This is a genomic window from Sphingobium lactosutens DS20, assembly GCF_000445105.1.
GTDB lineage: Bacteria > Pseudomonadota > Alphaproteobacteria > Sphingomonadales > Sphingomonadaceae > Sphingobium > Sphingobium lactosutens.
This window is the reverse complement of record NZ_ATDP01000091.1, coordinates 86381-103303: the sequence shown is the minus strand read 5'-3', so window position 1 is coordinate 103303 and position 16923 is coordinate 86381. Positions and strand designations below refer to the sequence as shown.

The following is a 16923-nucleotide window of genomic DNA, read 5'->3' as shown; positions in this document are numbered from 1 at the left end:
CCTTCTGTCAGCCCCACGGATACGGGAGCCCGTCTCCTGTTGTCGTGCCTAGTGCAGTGTCGGGAGATGGATCCCCGCCTGCGCGGGGATGACGGTGGAAATGCGGGGATGACGGTGGAATTGCGGAGCGGGACGGTAGAAATGCCAGCATGACGGCGGCAGCGTGGGGTGACGGAAGAGGTGGGAGCGTGCTCCCGATAAAAAGCCGTCACCCGGTCGCGAACGGCAGCAGTGCCTCATACACCTCAAGCCCCGGCTTGTCCTTTACCGTCCGGCCCTGACGCAGCAGGAAGGCGTGTTTCACGATTTCGGCCTGTTGCTCAATGCCGTAGCGCGCGAAGGGCTTGCCCGGCACGATCGCATAATCATAGCGGCAAAAAGGATGGCGCATCAGCGGGAGCCACCATTTGCCCGATCGCTGCGCCTGCCAGACATGGGTCATTTCGTGGATGAAATGCGCCTGGAGAGGGAGGGGCTGGTCGCAAAAATCGGCGCAGAACAGGCCGCCTTGCGGGTGGAACCACAGGTCGCCATCGGGCGCCATGGTGACACGCCGGGGCTGGAGCGGCCACCAGGCGCGGTCATGGACGCGCACGCGCGCATAGTCGATCGCGGCGCCGAACAGTGGGCGGGCGAGCGCGACTTCGCCCGGCGTCAGCGGCCGGCTGGTCAATTGGCACTGTTGTCCGACGGGGCCGGGGTCGCGGCGGCACCCTCCGGTTTGCGGATCACCGCGTCGACCAGCAGCCGGTCGCCATTGTCGAGCAGGAAGGTCAGTTGCATCTTGCCCCGGCTGATCGCGGTGTCGTTGACGCCCCAGAGCATCAGATGCTTGCCGCCCGGCGCGAACGTCACCGTGCCCTTGGCCGGAATGTCCACGCTGTTGATCGGCTTCATCGTCATGACGCCATTGTCCTCGACGCTTTCGTGCATCTCGACCTTCAGCGCATAATCGGTGAGCACGCCGCGCAGCCGGGTCGCGCTGTCGCCGCCATGGGCGACGAAATAGCCGGCCGAGGGGCGATCCTTGTTGGGCGACAGGCGCACCCAGGCCTGGTCGATATAAGTGGGGGCGGGGTCTCCGCAGGCGGTCAGGGCCAGTGGCGCTGCCAGCGCGATGAGGGCAAGGGGACCACGCATCTCTCACTCCATGTCTGTCTTGTTTCAGGTCGGTTGCATAGCTAATCGCCCCTGCGCCTTGTGCCAAGCGAAAGCACGCCTATATCCCCCGTGCAAACCGGCCTTGCCTTGGCGCTTTCGTGGGGTATTTGGCCTTCAACCGCTGAACGCATGATTTGGGGTTAAAAGAGGAAAAAATGGCAAAAGTTATCGGGATCGACCTTGGCACGACCAACAGCTGCGTGGCTGTGATGGATGGCGGCAAGCCCAAGGTTATCGAAAATGCGGAAGGGGCGCGGACCACGCCCTCGATCGTCGCCTTCGCCAAGGATGGCGAGCGTCTGATCGGTCAGCCGGCCAAGCGCCAGGCGGTCACCAACCCGGACAACACGATTTTCGCGGTGAAGCGCCTCATCGGCCGCCGCTTCGACGATCCCATGACCAAGAAGGACATGGAACTCGTCCCCTATTCGATCGCCAAGGGCCCGAACGGCGACGCCTGGGTCAAGGCCGGCGGCCAGGATTACAGCCCGTCGCAGATCAGCGCCTTCACCCTGCAAAAGATGAAGGAAACCGCCGAGTCCTATCTGGGCGAGACGGTCACGCAGGCGGTCATCACCGTTCCTGCCTATTTCAACGACGCCCAGCGTCAGGCGACCAAGGACGCGGGCCAGATTGCGGGCCTTGAGGTTCTGCGCATCATCAACGAGCCGACCGCGGCGGCGCTCGCCTACGGTCTCGACAAGCAGGACGGCAAGACGATCGCGGTCTATGACCTTGGCGGCGGCACCTTCGACATCTCCATCCTGGAGATTGGCGATGGCGTGTTCGAGGTGAAGTCGACCAATGGCGACACCTTCCTGGGCGGTGAAGATTTCGACGCGAAGCTGGTCGAATATCTGGCTGCCGACTTCCAGAAGGCCGAGGGCATCGACCTCACCAAGGACAAGCTGGCGCTCCAGCGTCTGAAGGAAGCGGCAGAGAAGGCGAAGATCGAGCTGTCGAGCGCGCAGACGACCGAGGTCAACCTGCCCTTCATCACCGCCGACCAGAATGGTCCCAAGCACCTCGTCAAGACGGTGACTCGCGCCGATTTGGAACGCCTTGTCGCCGACCTCATCAAGCGGACGATGGAGCCGTGCAAGAAGGCGCTGGCGGACGCGGGCGTTTCGGCGAGCGAGATCAGCGAAGTCGTCCTCGTCGGCGGCATGACCCGCATGCCCAAGGTGCGCGAGGCCGTGAAGGACTTTTTCGGCAAGGAACCGCACACCGGCGTCAACCCGGACGAAGTCGTCGCCATGGGCGCGGCGATTCAGGCGGGCGTGTTGCAGGGCGACGTCAAGGACGTGCTGCTGCTGGACGTTACCCCGCTGTCGCTGGGCATCGAGACGCTGGGTGGCGTGTTCACTCGCATGATCGACCGCAACACCACCATTCCCGCCAAGAAGTCGCAGACCTATTCAACCGCTGATGACAATCAGCAGGCGGTGACGATCCGCGTGTTCCAGGGCGAACGCGAAATGGCGGCGGACAACAAGCTGCTGGGCCAGTTCGACCTGGTCGGCATTCCGCCCGCGCCGCGTGGTGTGCCGCAGATCGAGGTGACGTTCGACATCGACGCCAATGGCCTGGTCAACGTGTCCGCCAAGGACAAGGGCACCGGCAAGGAACAGCAGATCCGCATCCAGGCGTCGGGTGGTCTGTCGGACGCCGACATCGACCAGATGGTCAAGGATGCAGAGCGTTTTGCCGAAGAGGACAAGAAGCGCCGCGAGGCAGCCGAGGCCAAGAATAACGCCGAAAGCCTGGTCCATACGACCGAGGCGCAGCTGGCCGAGCATGGCGACAAGGTCGACGCGAGCCTGAAGGGCGAGATCGAAACCGCCATTGCCGCGACCAAGTCCGCGATCGAAAGCGGCGACTCTGAAGCCATGAAGACCAAGGCGCAGGAACTCGCCACGGTTGCCATGAAGCTGGGTCAGGCCATTTACGAGAAGGAACAGGCCGCCGCTGCTTCGCCCGAAGCCGACGCGCCCAAGGCGGATGACGATGTCGTCGACGCCGAATTCTCCGAAGTGGACGACAACAAGGCGTAAGCCGATAGACTGCGCCCGCCGCCCGTGTGATGCGCGGCGGCGGGTTCAGCCGGGAATGCTATGACTGAAACGGACTATTATTCGCTGCTCGAGGTCGAGCGCACCGCGGACGGCGCGACCATCAAGAGCGCGTATCGCAAGCTCGCGATGAAATATCACCCGGATCGCACCGGGGGATGCACCGACAGCGAGGCCAAGTTCAAGGCCGTGTCGGAAGCCTATGAGTGTCTGAAAGACCCTCAGAAGCGGGCAGCCTATGACCGTTATGGCCATGCCGCCTATACCAATGCACAGAACGGCGGAGGCGGCGGCGGGTTCCGTGGTCAGGCCGGCGGCTTTTCCGATCTGGGCGATATATTCGAGACGATCTTCGGCCAGTCGGGCTTTGGCGGCGCGGGCGGGCGGCAGCAGCAGCGTCGCGGCGCCGATCTGCGCTATGATCTGGAGATCAGCCTCGACGAAGCCTATCATGGCAAGCAGACGCAGATCGAAATCGAAGTGTCGGCCGCCTGCGACAGCTGCGACGGATCGGGCGCGCAGCCGGGCACCGGGGTCAAGACTTGCGCCACCTGCCATGGTCATGGCCAGGTGCGTGCGCAGCAGGGCTTTTTCGTGGTCGAACGCACTTGTCCGTCCTGCCACGGCGCGGGGCAGGTGATCGAAAGCCCGTGCCGGTCCTGCCGGGGCGAGGGCCGCGTCGACAAGCCCAAGTCGCTGTCGGTGACGATCCCCGCCGGCGTGGATGAAGGCACGCGCATTCGCCTGTCGGGCGAGGGTGAAGCGGGCGCGCGCGGCGCGCCGGCCGGCGACCTCTATATTTTCCTGCATGTGAAGCGTCATGCGATTTTTGAACGCGACGGCACGACGCTGTTCTGCCGCGCGCCGGTCAGCTTTACGACCGCCGCCTTGGGCGGCATCATCGAAGTGCCGGGGCTGGATGGCAGCCGGCATGAGATCAAGATTCCCGTCGGCATTCAGTCGGGCAAGCAGATCCGTCAGCGTGGCGCGGGCATGCCGGTGCTGAACGGGCGTGGTCATGGCGATCTGGTCATCCAGGTGGACGTCGAGACGCCGACCAGGCTGACCGCCAAGCAGCGCGAGTTGCTCGAAGCCTTCCGCGAGACGGAAACGGGCGAGGAATGTCCGCAATCGACGGGCTTTTTCTCCAAGTTAAAGGACATGTGGGGGGACTGACGTCCTTCCCATTCCCTTCCCCGTTCGGTTCGAGCGAAGTCGAGAACCAGTCATCGCGGCGCCAGCCGCTTCTCGACAGGCTCGAAGCGAACGGATTATGGAGCTTGTGCCCGCTCCCGCCGTGCCCAGGCGTAGAAGGGCGTGCCCGCGAGCATCAGCAGGATGCTCGATCCGCTGGCAATCAGCCCCGCGCCCCATAAGGTCCAGAGCGCATAGCCAAGGCCGATAAAGGCCGCGGGCATCACCAGGCGAAACCGCAGGCTGGCGAGCGCGAAGCCGACATAGAGCCACAGTGTCGCCGATGTCGCGAGCAGCGCCATCATGGTGAACAGCGCGACCAGCCCTTGCAGGCTGTTGGCGACCAGCATCAGGCTGGCGAGGATGGTCGACAGGATGAGCGCGCGGCGCGGCGTGCCGCGCGCGTCGGTGACGGCGAGCCAGCGGGGCAGTTCGCCATTGCGCGCCATCGCCAGCGGCACTTCGCCTTGCAGCAGCGTCCAGCTATTGAGCGCGCCAAGGCAGCTGATGACGACGAAGATCGCCACCAGCCCGGCGGGGCCTGCCGCCCAATAATGGCTGACGAAGGCGCCGAAGGGCGAACCGGTCTGCGTCTGCGCCGCCGGCAATGTCAGCGCGATACCGGAGCAGACGATCAGGTAGATAAGGCCGGTCGCCGCCGTGCCGATGAGCGTCGCGCGCGGGATGGTGCGGGCCGGATCGCGCACCTTGTCGGCCGCGACGCTGGCCGATTCAAAGCCGAGCAGCGCCCAGAGCGTCAGCGCGGCCGAGGCGGTGATCCCCGCGCCGGTCAGGCCCTGCGCCGGGAAGGGCACGACGTCCGCCCGGCCGCTGCCCAGAATGAGCAACAGCAGGATCAGGACGACAGCGATCGGGATGAGCTTGATCGCCGTGGTCCAGATTTGCGCGACCCCGGCCGCCCGCGCGCCGGCCAGGTTGATGGCCGCCATCAGCCACAGAAAGCCGATCGAACACAGCGCACCAAGGCCCGGCCGCGCCAGCACCGGCAGCAGGCTGCTGAGGTTCGCGGTCGCCGCCACCGCGATGGTGACGTTGGTGATGATGAGCGAAATCCAGTAGGTCCAGCCAATCGCGAAACCGGCGAGCGGTCCGAAGGCGCGGGCGATCATCTGCGATGGGCTGGCGTCGGGCATGGCGATGGTCAGCCGCGCGATGACGAAGGCCAGTATGAGCGACCCGGCGATGGTGAATATCCACCCCGCCACCGCGTCCCAGCCGAAGGGCGCCAGGCTGGCGGGCAGCAGGAACACGCCCGACCCGATCATATTCCCCATCACCAGCGCGATGCAGGCGGCAAGGCCGAGCGTGCGTGACGACGGGCGGGATGGGGGCGGGGCGTCGGGTGGGGAAGGCGGGGCGGGGTCCATGGCGGCGGCCTGTCCTGCGGCGGCGCGCTTATTGCCAGACAGGGTGCGCCCTGATGGAGGACGAAGCGCGCCGATCCGTTCCAGAAAAGCATGACATTCGCGCTTATCCTGCTGGGCCTTGCCGGTTCCGCCGCTGTTCCTTCCGCTGCCGGCCCCATTTCCAAGGCGGAGGCGGAGCATTATGTCTGGGGCGGCATCAACGACGGATGGCATCTGGTCCAGCGGCCGGACCTGTCGGTCATCGAGGAACGGCTGGCGCCCGGCGCGGCGGAGATACGCCATTATCACCGGGCCGCGCGGCAATATTTCCATGTTCTGGACGGCGTGCTGACGATAGAAAGGGACGGGCACGTCTATCGGCTGACACCGGGGCAGGGGATCGAAATCGCGCCGGGCGTGCCGCATCAGGCGCGCAATGACGGGGACGCGCCGGTGGAGATACTCGTCGTTTCCGCCCCCAAGAGCCATGGCGACCGGGTGCAGGCGCCGCTTGGCCTGCCCCCGGACGCGCAGCCGCAATAGCAAAAACGGCCGGCCCATTGCTGGACCGGCCGCCGTGCAACCCCGCTCGGGTTGTGCCGTTACGCCGCTTGCGCCTCGACCTCGTCGGCCGCGGGCAGGCGAATGAGATAATCGAAGGCGGACAAGCCCGCGGTCGACCCCGCGCCCATCGCGATGACGATCTGCTTGTAGGGCACGGTGGTGCAGTCGCCCGCGGCGAAGATGCCGGGCTGGCTGGTTTCACCGCGGACGTCGATCTCGATTTCGCCACGCGGGGACAAAGCGATCGCGTCCTTCAGCCATTCGGTGTTGGGAACAAGGCCGATCTGGACGAAAATCCCTTCCAGCTCGACATCATGTTCGGTGCCATGGTTGCGGTCCTTGTAGGACAGGCCCATCACCTTTTCGCCATTGCCGTTGACCTGCGTGGTCATGGCCGATGTGATGATCTTCACATTGGGCAGGCTGGCGAGCTTGCGCTGGAGGACGGCGTCGGCGCGCAGCTGGCTGTCATATTCGATCAGCGTCACATGGGCGACGATGCCGGCGAGGTCGATCGCCGCTTCGACGCCGCTATTGCCGCCGCCGATCACCGCCACGCGCTTGCCCTTGAACAGCGGCCCGTCGCAGTGCGGGCAATAGGCGACGCCCTTATTCCTATATTCGTCCTCGCCGGGCACCCCCATCTGGCGCCAGCGCGCGCCGGTGGACAGGATGACGGTGCGGCCTTTGAGCGACGCGCCATTTTCCAGCACAACCTCATGATAGCCGCCCTCGGTCTTGGCCGGGATCAGCTTCGCCGCCTTTTGCAGGTTCATGATCTCGACGTCATAATCCCTGACATGGGCTTCCAAAGCGGAGGCGAGCTTGGGGCCTTCGGTGCGGCTGACCGAGATGAAATTCTCGATATCCATGGTGTCGAGCACCTGGCCGCCGAAACGTTCGGCCGCGACGCCCGTGCGGATGCCCTTGCGCGCCGCATAGATGGCGGCCGCAGCGCCAGCGGGGCCGCCGCCGACCACCAATACTTCGAACGGGTCCTGGCGCTTGATCTTTTCGGCCGCGCGCGCCTCGGCGCCGCTGTCGATCTTGGCGACGATCTGTTCCAGTTCCATCCGCCCCTGGCCGAAGGGTTCGCCGTTGAGGAAAATGGTGGGCACGGCCATGATCTTGCGTGCGTCGACCTCGTCCTTGAACAGGCCGCCGTCGATCGCGACATGGCTGATCCGGGGGTTGAGCACGCTCATCAGGTTGAGCGCCTGCACCACGTCCGGGCAATTCTGGCAGGAGAGCGAGAAATAGGTTTCGAAGGCATAATCGCCGTCGAGAGACTTTACCTGCTCGATCAGGTCCTGCGCCGCCTTTGACGGATGGCCGCCGACCTGAAGCAAAGCGAGCACCAGGGACGTGAATTCATGCCCCATCGGGATGCCCGCAAAGGTCACGCCAATGTCGGTGCCGATGCGGCGGATCATGAAGCTGGGCTTACGAGGGGCATTGCCGGTCGTGACGGACACATGGTCCGACAGTTCGGCAATTTCGTTCAGCAATTCGCTCAGTTCACGGGACTTTGCGCCTTCATCCAGCGACGCCACCAGCTCGATCGGCTGGGTGATGTTCGCCAGATAGCTTTTCAGCTGTCCCTTGAGATTTGCGTCCAACATATCTGTCTGGCTCCGTTGAAAGAAGGCGGGCCGCCGTTTGGGGAGAGGGGATGCGGCGGCCCGTTGCGGGGATGGTGCGACCCAAAGACCCCGGCGAAAAAACTGTTGGAATATCGTGCGAAGGGCCCGCCGGGTTCCCGCAAGCGCGGGAAACCGGCGGTGCTTACGCAGACGCTTGACGCGTCTCAGATCTTGCCGACGAGGTCGAGCGAAGGCGCGAGCGTTTCGGCGCCTTCTTCCCACTTGGCGGGGCAGACTTCGCCCGGATGCGCGGCCCAATATTGCAGCGCCTTGACCTTGCGCAGCAGTTCAGCAGCGTTGCGGCCGACGCCTTCGGGCGTGATTTCGACAAGCTGGATCACGCCTTCGGGATCAAGCACGAAGGTGCCGCGATCCGCGAGGCCCACGCCTTCGCGCAGCACGCCGAACTGGTTCGACAGCTGATGATTCTGGTCGCCGAGCATATAATAGTTGATCTTGCCGATCGCTGGCGACGTGTCGTGCCAGGCCTTGTGGCAGAAATGGGTATCGGTCGACACCGAATAGACTTCCACGTCCATGCCCTGGAGCGTCGGATAGATGTCGGCCAGGTCTTCCAGCTCGGTCGGGCAGACGAAGGTGAAGTCGGCGGGATAGAAGAAGAAGACAGCCCACTTGCCCTTGACGTCGGCGTCGGTCACGTCGACGAACTTGCCGTCCTTGTAAGCGGTGGCCTTGAAGGGCTGCAGGGGAGTGTTGATGAGAGCCATGGGCGCTGATTACCTCGCAAAATGTGTTGCAGTTGCGAAGCTCATGTAGGGAGGGGGCAGGCCGAATGGAAATTGGTTTTCTCGGATGTCTTGAGTGAGAAAAGCGATCAGAGCGCTGCAAACTTATCGACCGGGCCGTCAATCTCGCCAAGCCATTGCAACATCGCCGATTCCACCATCGCCTGCGCTTCTTCGGCCGTGAAGCTGGACCGGTCGAGGCACAATTCCAGCCACAGGCCGTCCACCAATGCGGTGAGGCTGATGGCGGCGATCCGCTTTTGCGACTGCGAAAGTTGGGGTGCGGCCTCACCCAATAACGTCTCCAGCTGATGGCGCGTGCCGCGATAGACGTCGGCATGGACAGCGGCGATGGCGGGATCGGACGTGACCAGGCTCCAAAAGGCGATCCAGGTGGCGAGCAGATCGGGGTCCAGCACGGGCGGGCGCAGATTGGCTTGCAGGCAGGCGCGCAGCCGATCGCGCGGATCATCACCCGCCGCCGCGATCGCGGCATCAAGCGCCGTCGATACCCTGGCGCCCACGTCGCGATAGGTGGCCAGGATCAGCGCGTCGACGCCCGGAAAATAATGGGTGAGCAGGCCGGACGACACCCCCGCCTTCGCGCAGATCGCGCGGACGGAGGTGCCGCCGACGCCCTTTTCGGCAAGGCAGCGGGCGGTCGCGTCGATCAGCGCCTGCCGCCGCACGTCGGGCGTTTCGCGCACGAAGCGCGCTCTTGCTCTAGGTTCTGCCGGTTGCGCCATGCCCTGTCCTTCCCATATGCTTCTTTGGACCCGCCCAGCGTCCTCTGGCAAGCGGCGGACGGAGGATCGAACGGCCGGGCCACGGGTTCGACAAGGCGGGTCAGGACAAGGAGATGATCATGCGCTTTTCCCTCATGCCGCAAAGTCTTGCCGGCGCGGCGCTGATGTTGCTGGCGAGCGGGTGCTCCGGCGGGGCTGATCCGGACAGCGCGAATGGCAGCAACCAAGCCGCTGCATCGGCCCCGACCATCGAGAATGTGGCCGAGCCGGACGCCGTGGGCGCCGCACCTGCGCCGACGGACCGGATGGCGACGGACGATTGGGTCGGTCGCTGGACCGGGCCGGAGGGATTGTTCCTGGACATTCAGCCGTCGCCCGACGGCAGGCCGGGTCATTATGCCGTCGCCAACAAGGATACGCTCGATCGGCAGGGCACTTATGACGGCGTGGCGGACGGAGCCATGATCCGCTTCACCCGCGATGGCAAGGATTTGACGATCCGGCCGGGAACGGGCGCGGAAACGGGCTTCAAATGGCTGGCGGAGAAGGAAAATTGCCTGATCGTGATTGCCGGCGAGGAGGGCTATTGCCGGTGACCGCGCGTAAGGGCACGGCATTGGCGGCTGCATGTGGGCGATGGCCTTTGCACGCCCCGTCGTGCCGGATCGCCATCGCATCGCAACGAAGGGGCTTGGCGGCCTTGCCTCTTGCCTCTATCGGGGCTTGGCTCTAGGGCATTGCCTTAACGGTTGTTCACAGACCACCAACGATATTTGTCAAGAAGGACCTCTCATGAGTGAGACCGCGGATCGCGTAAAGAAAATCGTCGTCGAGCATCTGGGCGTCGAAGCCGAAAAGGTGACCGAGGATGCCAGCTTCATCGACGATCTGGGCGCCGACAGCCTTGACATCGTCGAGCTGGTGATGGCGTTCGAGGAAGAATTCGGCGTCGAAATTCCCGACGACGCTGCCGAGAAGATCGCCACCGTCAAGGATGCGATCGACTATATCGACAGCAAGCAGTAATTTGTCCGCCCGGTCCGATCCTGCGAGGGAAGGACTGCGCTGGCGAACGAGAAACGGCTCCTCCTGTCCGGATTTCCGAGGCGTGGGGAGCCTTTTCATATCTGGCGCGCCGTTCACAAGCGCGCTTTCAGTGGCTACATGGGCGGCATAAGGTCCATGAATTTTCGGAGCTAGGATATGCGTCGTGTCGTTGTAACCGGCCTTGGCATGGTGAGCCCGCTGGGCGGGAATGTCGAAACCAGCTGGAAGAACATCATCGCGTCGAAATCGGGCGCGGCCACGATCACGCGCTTCGACGCGACCGATTACAAGTGCCGCATCGCCTGCGAAGTGAAGCCGGCCGATCATGAATATGGCTATGACGCGTCACTGGACGTCGATCACAAGATTCAGCGCCAGGTCGATCCCTTCATCGTCTTTGGCATTTCGGCGGCCAGCGAAGCGCTGCGCGACGCGGGCCTCGACAATATGACGGAGGAAGAACGGCTGCGCGCTGGCTGCTCGATCGGGTCGGGCATTGGCGGCCTGCCGGGCATCGAAAGCGAATCGCTGGTGCTGGCGAACAAGGGGCCGGGACGCGTTTCGCCGCACTTCGTCCATGGCCGCCTGATCAACCTCATCTCCGGCCAGGTGTCGATCAAATATGGCCTGATGGGGCCGAACCACGCCGTCGTCACTGCCTGTTCGACGGGCGCGCATTCGATCGGCGACGCCGCGCGCATGATCGCGATGGATGATGCCGACGTCATGCTGGCGGGCGGCGCGGAAAGCGCGATCTGCCCGATCGGCATTGCCGGCTTTGCCCAGGCGCGCGCGCTCAGCACTGGGTTCAACGACACGCCGGAAAAGGCGAGCCGCCCCTATGACGTCAACCGCGACGGCTTCGTCATGGGCGAAGGCGCGGGCGTCGTCGTGCTGGAGGAGTATGAGCGGGCCAAGGCGCGCGGCGCGAAAATCTACGCAGAAGTCATCGGCTATGGCCTGTCGGGCGATGCCTATCATGTCACCGCCCCGCATCCCGAAGGCAGCGGCGGCTATCGCTCGATGGAAATGGCGCTCAGGAAATCCGGCCTGTCGCTGGAAGATATCGACTATGTGAACGCCCATGGCACATCGACGCCGCTGGGCGACGAGCTGGAGCTGGGCGCGGTCAAGCGGCTGTTCGGTGACCATCTGTCGTCCATGTCGATGTCGTCCACCAAGTCGGCGATCGGCCATTTGCTGGGCGGCGCGGGCGCGGTGGAGAGCATTTTCTGCATCCTCGCCATGCGCGACCAGATCGTGCCGCCGACGCTGAACCTCGATGAACCGAGCGAAAGCTGCAAGGGCGTCGACCTGGTCCCGCATGTCGCCAAGGAGCGCAAGGTGCGCGCGGTGCTGAACAACAGCTTCGGCTTTGGCGGCACCAACGCGTCGCTGATCATGAAGGCGGTTTGATAGTCCTCCCCCTGTAAGGGGAGGGGGACCACGAAGTGGTGAGGGGTGTCGCCCTATCCAGAGCAGGACACCCCTCCGTCTGGCGCTCCGCGCCAGCCACCTCCCCTTAAAGGGGAGGATGAAGCAACAAAGCGGGACGGACTGGAATCCCCATGGCAAGACGATCCCGCTCAAGCCCCACGCGCCGCATCGGCTGCGGCATCCTGCTGATTGGCCTTGCGGTGGCGGCGTTCATCGCGTTCCGCTTCGTTGCCGGCTGGAGCGAGGACGGGCCAGCGGCGAAGGATGTCAGCATCACCGTGCCCGAAGGCGCGACGCTGTCCGATGCGGCCGTGCTGTTGAAGCAGGCGGGCGCGGTGCGATCGGCCGATGCCTTTCTGACCCGCGCCAAGGTCTTCGGCGGATCGACGCCGATCAAGGCAGGCGAGTTCGTCATTCCCGCGCAGGCCAGCAACAAGGACATATTGGCGATCCTGCAGGGCGGGAAAACGCTCACCCGGCTCATCACCATCCCCGAAGGCATGCCTTCTATCCTGGTGCATGAGCGGTTGATGGCCAATGACCAGCTGACCGGCGATATCAAGGTGCCCGAGGAAGGCAGCGTACTGCCCGACAGCTATGCGTTCGACAAGGGCGAGCCGCGCGCCGCCGTTCTGAAACGCATGCAGGACGCGATGACGAAGCTGCTCGCCAAGCTATGGGCCGAGCGCGCGCCCGATCTGGTGGTGAAGACCCCGCGCGAGGCGATCATCCTGGCGAGCATCGTCGAGAAAGAAACCGCCGTCGCCAAGGAGCGGCCGACGGTCGCGGGCGTCTATGCCAACCGCCTGCGCGCGGGCATGATGTTACAGGCCGACCCCACGATCATCTACCCCATCACGCGCGGCAAGCCGCTGGGCCGGCGCATTCGCAAGTCGGAAATCGCGGCGATCAACGACTATAATACCTATGCGATGACCGGCCTGCCCAAGGGACCGATCGCCAATCCCGGCCGGCTGTCGATCGTGGCGGTGCTGCATCCGGCGCAGACCAAGGCGCTCTATTTCGTGGCGGATGGGAAGGGCGGCCATATCTTTGCCGACACCTTGCAGCAGCATAATGAAAATGTCCGCAAATGGTTCGAAATTCGCCGCGCGCGCGGCGAGCTTTAAAGCCTTTGCGGACTGCGGCCGGTCAGCGCAGCAGGCCCTTTTTTGCCATCGAGCGCGCATAGACCAGTTGCACGATCGCAACCAGAATGACGAAGGCGGGAAAGCCGGCCGCGACCATCAGCCCCTTTTGCGCGACAAGGTCGGTCATGCCGAGCGTATGGCCAAATTGGATCAGCACTGCGATGAGCGACACAAGGAACAGCGGCACCGCGATGGCCCGCCGCATCAGCAGCGCCACCGCGCCGGCCGTGCCGGCCGCAACCGCCACGCCATAGTCGATCCACAGCCATGCGGGCATGGCCGCGAACGCCCTGGCCGTCACCGGATCGGTGCGGGCGAGTTCATCGAGGTCCATGCCATATTGCAGGATGAAGGCCATCACCCCCATCAGGTTCCAGAGCAGCAGGATGATTCCGACGATCGTCAGGGAACGGGATGTGGACATGATGCGTGTTACCCCCTCTTGACCGGCATCGCTTGTGGCCGGTTGATCGCCAAATATATATCTGAACATGCCGGGACGGAAGCCGTCCGGTCATAGAGGAGAATATGCTTATGCTGGGTCGATCCGTTCCTGACGTCACGCTCAAGACCCGAGTGCGCGATGACAGTGTCGAAGGGCCCAATCCCTTTCGCTGGCAGGAGGTGAGCACCGGCGATCTGTTCGCGGGCAAGCGCTCCGTCGTCTTCTCGCTGCCCGGCGCGTTCACGCCGACCTGCTCGACCGAACAATGCCCAGCCTTCGAACGATCGAGCGAGGCGCTGAGGGCGGCGGGCGCGGACGATGTCTATTGCATATCCGTGAACGATGCCTTCGTCATGTATCAATGGGGCAAGCAACTGGGCATCAAGTCGGTAAAGCTGCTGCCCGACGGATCGGGCGATTTCACCCGCCGCATGGGCATGCTGGTGAAGAAGGACCATCTGGGCTTTGGCGAGCGCAGCTGGCGCTATGCCATGGTCGTCGATGACGGCAGGATCGTCGCCTGGTTCGAGGAGCCGGGCATCAACGACGCGGGCGAGGATGACGACCCCTATGGCGAAACCAGCCCGGAGCCGGTGCTGGCCTGGCTGGCGGACAATCCGCGCGCATGAACGCGGATGCGCCGGCCCCGATCATCGTGACGGCGGTGATGGGGGCGGCGGACTTCGCCTGGGCCGACGGGCTGCGCCGCGCGCATTTCCCGCCCGAGCGCAACTGGCTGAGCGCGCATATCACCTTGTTCCACCATCTGCCGCCCTCCGCCTTGGACGAGATTGCGGGGCGATTGAAGCGGCTGTGCGCCGGCCCGCCGCCGACCGCGCGGTTGACCGATGTGATGCTGTTGGGGCGCGGTGTCGCCTATCGGGTCGACAGCCCGGAGCTGCTGGCGATGCGCAGCGAACTGGCCGATGCCTTTGCCGGGATGCTGACCCCGCAGGATCAGGCGAAGCCGCGATTGCACATCACGGTTCAGAACAAGGTGACGCCCGATGTTGCCAAGGCGCTGGCGCAGCAGCTGCGCGCGGATTTCCGCGCGCGCCCGATCGCCATCGCCGGACTGGCCGCCTGGCATTATCGCGGCGGGCCGTGGGACTTGGCGATGAAGGCGATGTTCCGGGGGTGAAAACGGCCGGTCCGGCGATGGCGCTGACAGGCGACGACAGGTGACTTTCCTGCAATCGCGTTCGAAATCCTTGCATTTGCGAAGGCGAGCCGGTTCGCCCACATAGGCTGTGATGCTGCAACGCAGCAAAAATCACATCCAAGGAACTGCCATGTTTTCGCTGATCGCCCTCTATTTCGCCTATCGCCGGGACGTCGTCACCGCCGAACGCCATATGGCCGCCCTGACGCCCGCCGCAGCGCCGGTGGCGCAGGACGCACGCCCGGTCGTGCTGGACACGCCGCTGCCGCTGGCGGCCTGATAGCGCATAGGAAAAGGGCGGCCCAAAGGGACCGCCCTCTTACCTGCATGAGTGTCCGGCGGCCTGGGGTCAGGCGGCCAGGAACTGCGCGGGATCGAGCGCCATCATCGTCTCCGCGCCGCCTTCGATCTTGCGCCGCAGCGCTCCCGCGTCGGGCATGATCCGCTCGGCAAAGAAGCGCGCCGTCACCAGCTTGGCTTCCAGGAAGCCCGCATCGCCCTCGCCTGCCGCGATCTGCGCGCTGGCCGCCTTCGCCATGCGCAGCCACATCAGGCCGGTCGCGACGATCCCCAATATGTGCATGTAATGATGCGCGCCGGCGCCCGCATTGTCCGGGTTCTTCATGGCGTTCTGCATCAGCCACATGGTCGCCGCGCCCAGCTGGCCGCTCGCCTTTTCGAGCGCTTCCGCGATCGGGGCGATGGTGTCGTCGGACTTGCCGGCGGCGACTTCCTCATTCACCAGCTTCAGGAACGCCTGCAAGGCGCGCCCGCCATGCATGGGCAGCTTGCGGCCGACCAGGTCCATCGCCTGAATGCCGTTGGTGCCTTCGTAGATCTGGGCAATGCGGGCGTCGCGGACATATTGCTCCACGCCATTTTCCCAGATGTAGCCATGGCCGCCGAACACCTGCTGCGCCGACACCGCAACGTCGAAGCCCTTGTCGGTGCCATAGCCCTTGACCACCGGGGTCAGCAGCTGGAGCAGGTCATCGGCCGCCTGCCGCTCTTCCTCGGTTTCGGCATGGTGCGACAGGTCGACCTGCACCGCGGTCCACAGCGTCAGCGCGCGAAGGCCCTCGGTCAGCGCCTTGGCCTCCATCAGCATGCGGCGCACGTCGGGATGGACGAACAGCGTGTCGGCCTTTTCCCCCGGCTCCTTGGGGCCGGTGAGCGCGCGACCCTGCCGGCGATCCCTGGCGTAATGCACCGCATTCTGGAACGCGACTTCGGCCTGGCCCAGCCCCTGGAGGCCGACGCCCAGACGCGCGGCGTTCATCATGATGAACATGGCGGCGAGGCCCTTATTTTCTTCGCCGACCATCCATCCGGTCGCGCCGTCATAGTTCATGACGCAGGTCGCATTGCCGTGAATGCCCATCTTGTGTTCGATCGACCCGCAGGACACCGCGTTACGATCGCCCAGCGCGCCGTCGTCACCCACCATCATCTTGGGCACGACGAAGAGCGAGATGCCCTTGCTGCCTTCGGGCGCGTCGGGCGTCTTGGCCAGCACCAGATGGATGATGTTTTCCGCCAGGTCATGCTCGCCGGCCGAAATGAAGATCTTGGTGCCGGTGATGGCGTAGCTGCCATCGCCCTGCGGCACGGCCTTGGTCTTGATGAGGCCAAGGTCGGTGCCGCAATGCGGTTCGGTGAGGTTCATCGTGCCGGTCCATTCACCCGACACCATCTTGGGGATGTAGCGATGCTGCTGTTCGCTGCTGCCCTTGGCGAGCAGGGCCGAAATCGCGCCGGTGGTGAGGCCGAAATACATTTCGAACGCCTGATTGGCAGAGGTCATATATTCGCCCAGCGCGGTGGCGACGACCATGGGCAGGCCCTGGCCACCAAATTCCTCCGGCGCATGCAGCGTGGTCCAGCCGCCCGCGACATATTGCTCATAAGCATCCTTGAAGCCGGCAGGCGTGGTGACGCTGCCGTCGCTGTTGCGGGTGCAACCTTCCTTGTCGCCCGCTGCGTTCAGCGGGAACAGGATTTCGGCCGCGACCTTGCCGCCTTCGGTCAGGATCGCTTCGACCAGATCGGGCGAAGCGGCGGCGAAGCTGGGCAGATTGGCGTAGCGCTCAAGCCCAACGACATGATCCAGCACGAAGCGGGTGTCGCGAATGGGGGCGGCATAGCTGGGCATGATCTTCTCCTGAAAACGTCTTTATCGGGGGGTAGG

At 64.4% G+C, this 16923-nt stretch carries 18 protein-coding genes; 10 read left to right on the top strand and 8 right to left on the bottom strand.

The features are described from left to right. Nucleotides 1–208: 208 nt before the first annotated feature. Together RLDS_RS41690 and RLDS_RS41685 are read right to left on the bottom strand one after the other, a co-directional pair. A complete protein-coding gene (locus RLDS_RS41690; RefSeq protein ID WP_021226363.1) occupies nucleotides 209–673 on the bottom strand; it encodes a hypothetical protein in 465 nt (154 codons plus the stop codon). After that, a complete protein-coding gene (locus RLDS_RS41685) occupies nucleotides 670–1140 on the bottom strand; it encodes a copper chaperone PCu(A)C (protein ID WP_021226362.1) in 471 nt (156 codons plus the stop codon). The genes RLDS_RS41690 and RLDS_RS41685 overlap by 4 nt, the downstream gene beginning before the upstream one ends. Nucleotides 1141–1316: 176 nt before the next feature. On the opposite strand from RLDS_RS41685, the gene dnaK reads away from it, so the two are divergent. Continuing rightward, a complete protein-coding gene (dnaK, locus tag RLDS_RS41680) occupies nucleotides 1317–3215 on the top strand; it encodes a molecular chaperone DnaK (protein WP_021226361.1) in 1899 nt (632 codons plus the stop codon). 60 nt (nucleotides 3216–3275) lie between these two features. Then, a complete protein-coding gene (gene dnaJ / locus RLDS_RS41675; protein WP_021226360.1) occupies nucleotides 3276–4409 on the top strand; it encodes a molecular chaperone DnaJ in 1134 nt (377 codons plus the stop codon). A gap of 95 nt (nucleotides 4410–4504) precedes the next feature. Here dnaJ and RLDS_RS41670 read toward each other — a convergent pair whose 3' ends face one another. Continuing rightward, nucleotides 4505–5815: an amino acid permease gene (locus tag RLDS_RS41670; RefSeq protein WP_031298268.1), complete on the bottom strand. Its 1311-nt coding sequence runs from the start codon at nucleotides 5813–5815 to the stop codon at nucleotides 4505–4507. 90 nt (nucleotides 5816–5905) lie between these two features. Between RLDS_RS41670 and RLDS_RS41665 the strand changes: the two genes are divergently transcribed. Next, nucleotides 5906–6337, top strand: a complete 432-nt coding sequence (locus RLDS_RS41665; protein WP_021226358.1) for a cupin domain-containing protein — start codon at nucleotides 5906–5908, stop codon at nucleotides 6335–6337. Nucleotides 6338–6396: 59 nt separating this feature from the next. Here the strand turns inward: RLDS_RS41665 and ahpF are convergent, their stop codons facing one another. From ahpF to betI, 3 genes are all read right to left on the bottom strand, one after another. Further along, nucleotides 6397–7980, bottom strand: a complete 1584-nt coding sequence (gene ahpF / locus RLDS_RS41660; protein WP_021226357.1) for an alkyl hydroperoxide reductase subunit F — start codon at nucleotides 7978–7980, stop codon at nucleotides 6397–6399. A 185-nt stretch (nucleotides 7981–8165) separates the two neighbouring features. Beyond that, nucleotides 8166–8729: an alkyl hydroperoxide reductase subunit C gene (ahpC, locus tag RLDS_RS41655; RefSeq protein WP_021226356.1), complete on the bottom strand. Its 564-nt coding sequence runs from the start codon at nucleotides 8727–8729 to the stop codon at nucleotides 8166–8168. Nucleotides 8730–8836: 107 nt separating this feature from the next. Further along, a complete protein-coding gene (gene betI / locus RLDS_RS41650) occupies nucleotides 8837–9493 on the bottom strand; it encodes a transcriptional regulator BetI (protein ID WP_031298264.1) in 657 nt (218 codons plus the stop codon). A 119-nt stretch (nucleotides 9494–9612) separates the two neighbouring features. Here betI and RLDS_RS41645 point away from each other — a divergent pair, with 119 nt between their 5' ends. The 4 genes from RLDS_RS41645 to mltG all read left to right on the top strand — a co-directional run bounded on the left by RLDS_RS41645 (nucleotide 9613) and on the right by mltG (nucleotide 13107). Then, nucleotides 9613–10089 (top strand): hypothetical protein, encoded by a 477-nt coding sequence (locus tag RLDS_RS41645; protein WP_236616859.1) that lies wholly within the window; start codon nucleotides 9613–9615, stop codon nucleotides 10087–10089. Between the two features lie 196 nt (nucleotides 10090–10285). Continuing rightward, a complete protein-coding gene (locus RLDS_RS41640) occupies nucleotides 10286–10519 on the top strand; it encodes an acyl carrier protein (protein WP_007689016.1) in 234 nt (77 codons plus the stop codon). A gap of 177 nt (nucleotides 10520–10696) precedes the next feature. Further along, nucleotides 10697–11956, top strand: coding sequence for a beta-ketoacyl-ACP synthase II (gene fabF / locus RLDS_RS41635; protein ID WP_031298262.1), 1260 nt, complete (start codon nucleotides 10697–10699; stop codon nucleotides 11954–11956). Nucleotides 11957–12108: 152 nt separating this feature from the next. Continuing rightward, complete coding sequence (gene mltG / locus RLDS_RS41630; protein ID WP_021226352.1) at nucleotides 12109–13107, top strand: endolytic transglycosylase MltG; 999 nt, start codon at nucleotides 12109–12111, stop codon at nucleotides 13105–13107. A gap of 22 nt (nucleotides 13108–13129) precedes the next feature. On the opposite strand, the gene RLDS_RS41625 is transcribed toward mltG, so the two are convergent. Continuing rightward, nucleotides 13130–13552: a hypothetical protein gene (locus RLDS_RS41625; RefSeq protein WP_031298261.1), complete on the bottom strand. Its 423-nt coding sequence runs from the start codon at nucleotides 13550–13552 to the stop codon at nucleotides 13130–13132. A gap of 110 nt (nucleotides 13553–13662) precedes the next feature. Between RLDS_RS41625 and RLDS_RS41620 the strand changes: the two genes are divergently transcribed. The 3 genes from RLDS_RS41620 to RLDS_RS56515 all read left to right on the top strand — a co-directional run bounded on the left by RLDS_RS41620 (nucleotide 13663) and on the right by RLDS_RS56515 (nucleotide 15015). Further along, on the top strand, nucleotides 13663–14202 hold the full coding sequence (locus RLDS_RS41620; RefSeq protein WP_031298260.1) for a peroxiredoxin: 540 nt from the start codon (nucleotides 13663–13665) through the stop codon (nucleotides 14200–14202). Further along, nucleotides 14199–14714, top strand: coding sequence for a 2'-5' RNA ligase family protein (locus RLDS_RS41615; protein WP_021226349.1), 516 nt, complete (start codon nucleotides 14199–14201; stop codon nucleotides 14712–14714). Before RLDS_RS41620 ends, RLDS_RS41615 begins: the two co-directional genes overlap by 4 nt. A gap of 151 nt (nucleotides 14715–14865) precedes the next feature. Further along, entirely contained in the window at nucleotides 14866–15015 is a 150-nt protein-coding gene (locus RLDS_RS56515; RefSeq protein ID WP_169534107.1) for a hypothetical protein, read from the top strand. Between the two features lie 69 nt (nucleotides 15016–15084). On the opposite strand, the gene RLDS_RS41605 is transcribed toward RLDS_RS56515, so the two are convergent. After that, on the bottom strand, nucleotides 15085–16887 hold the full coding sequence (locus RLDS_RS41605; RefSeq protein WP_021226347.1) for an acyl-CoA dehydrogenase C-terminal domain-containing protein: 1803 nt from the start codon (nucleotides 16885–16887) through the stop codon (nucleotides 15085–15087). Between the last annotated feature and the right edge of the window lie 36 nt (nucleotides 16888–16923).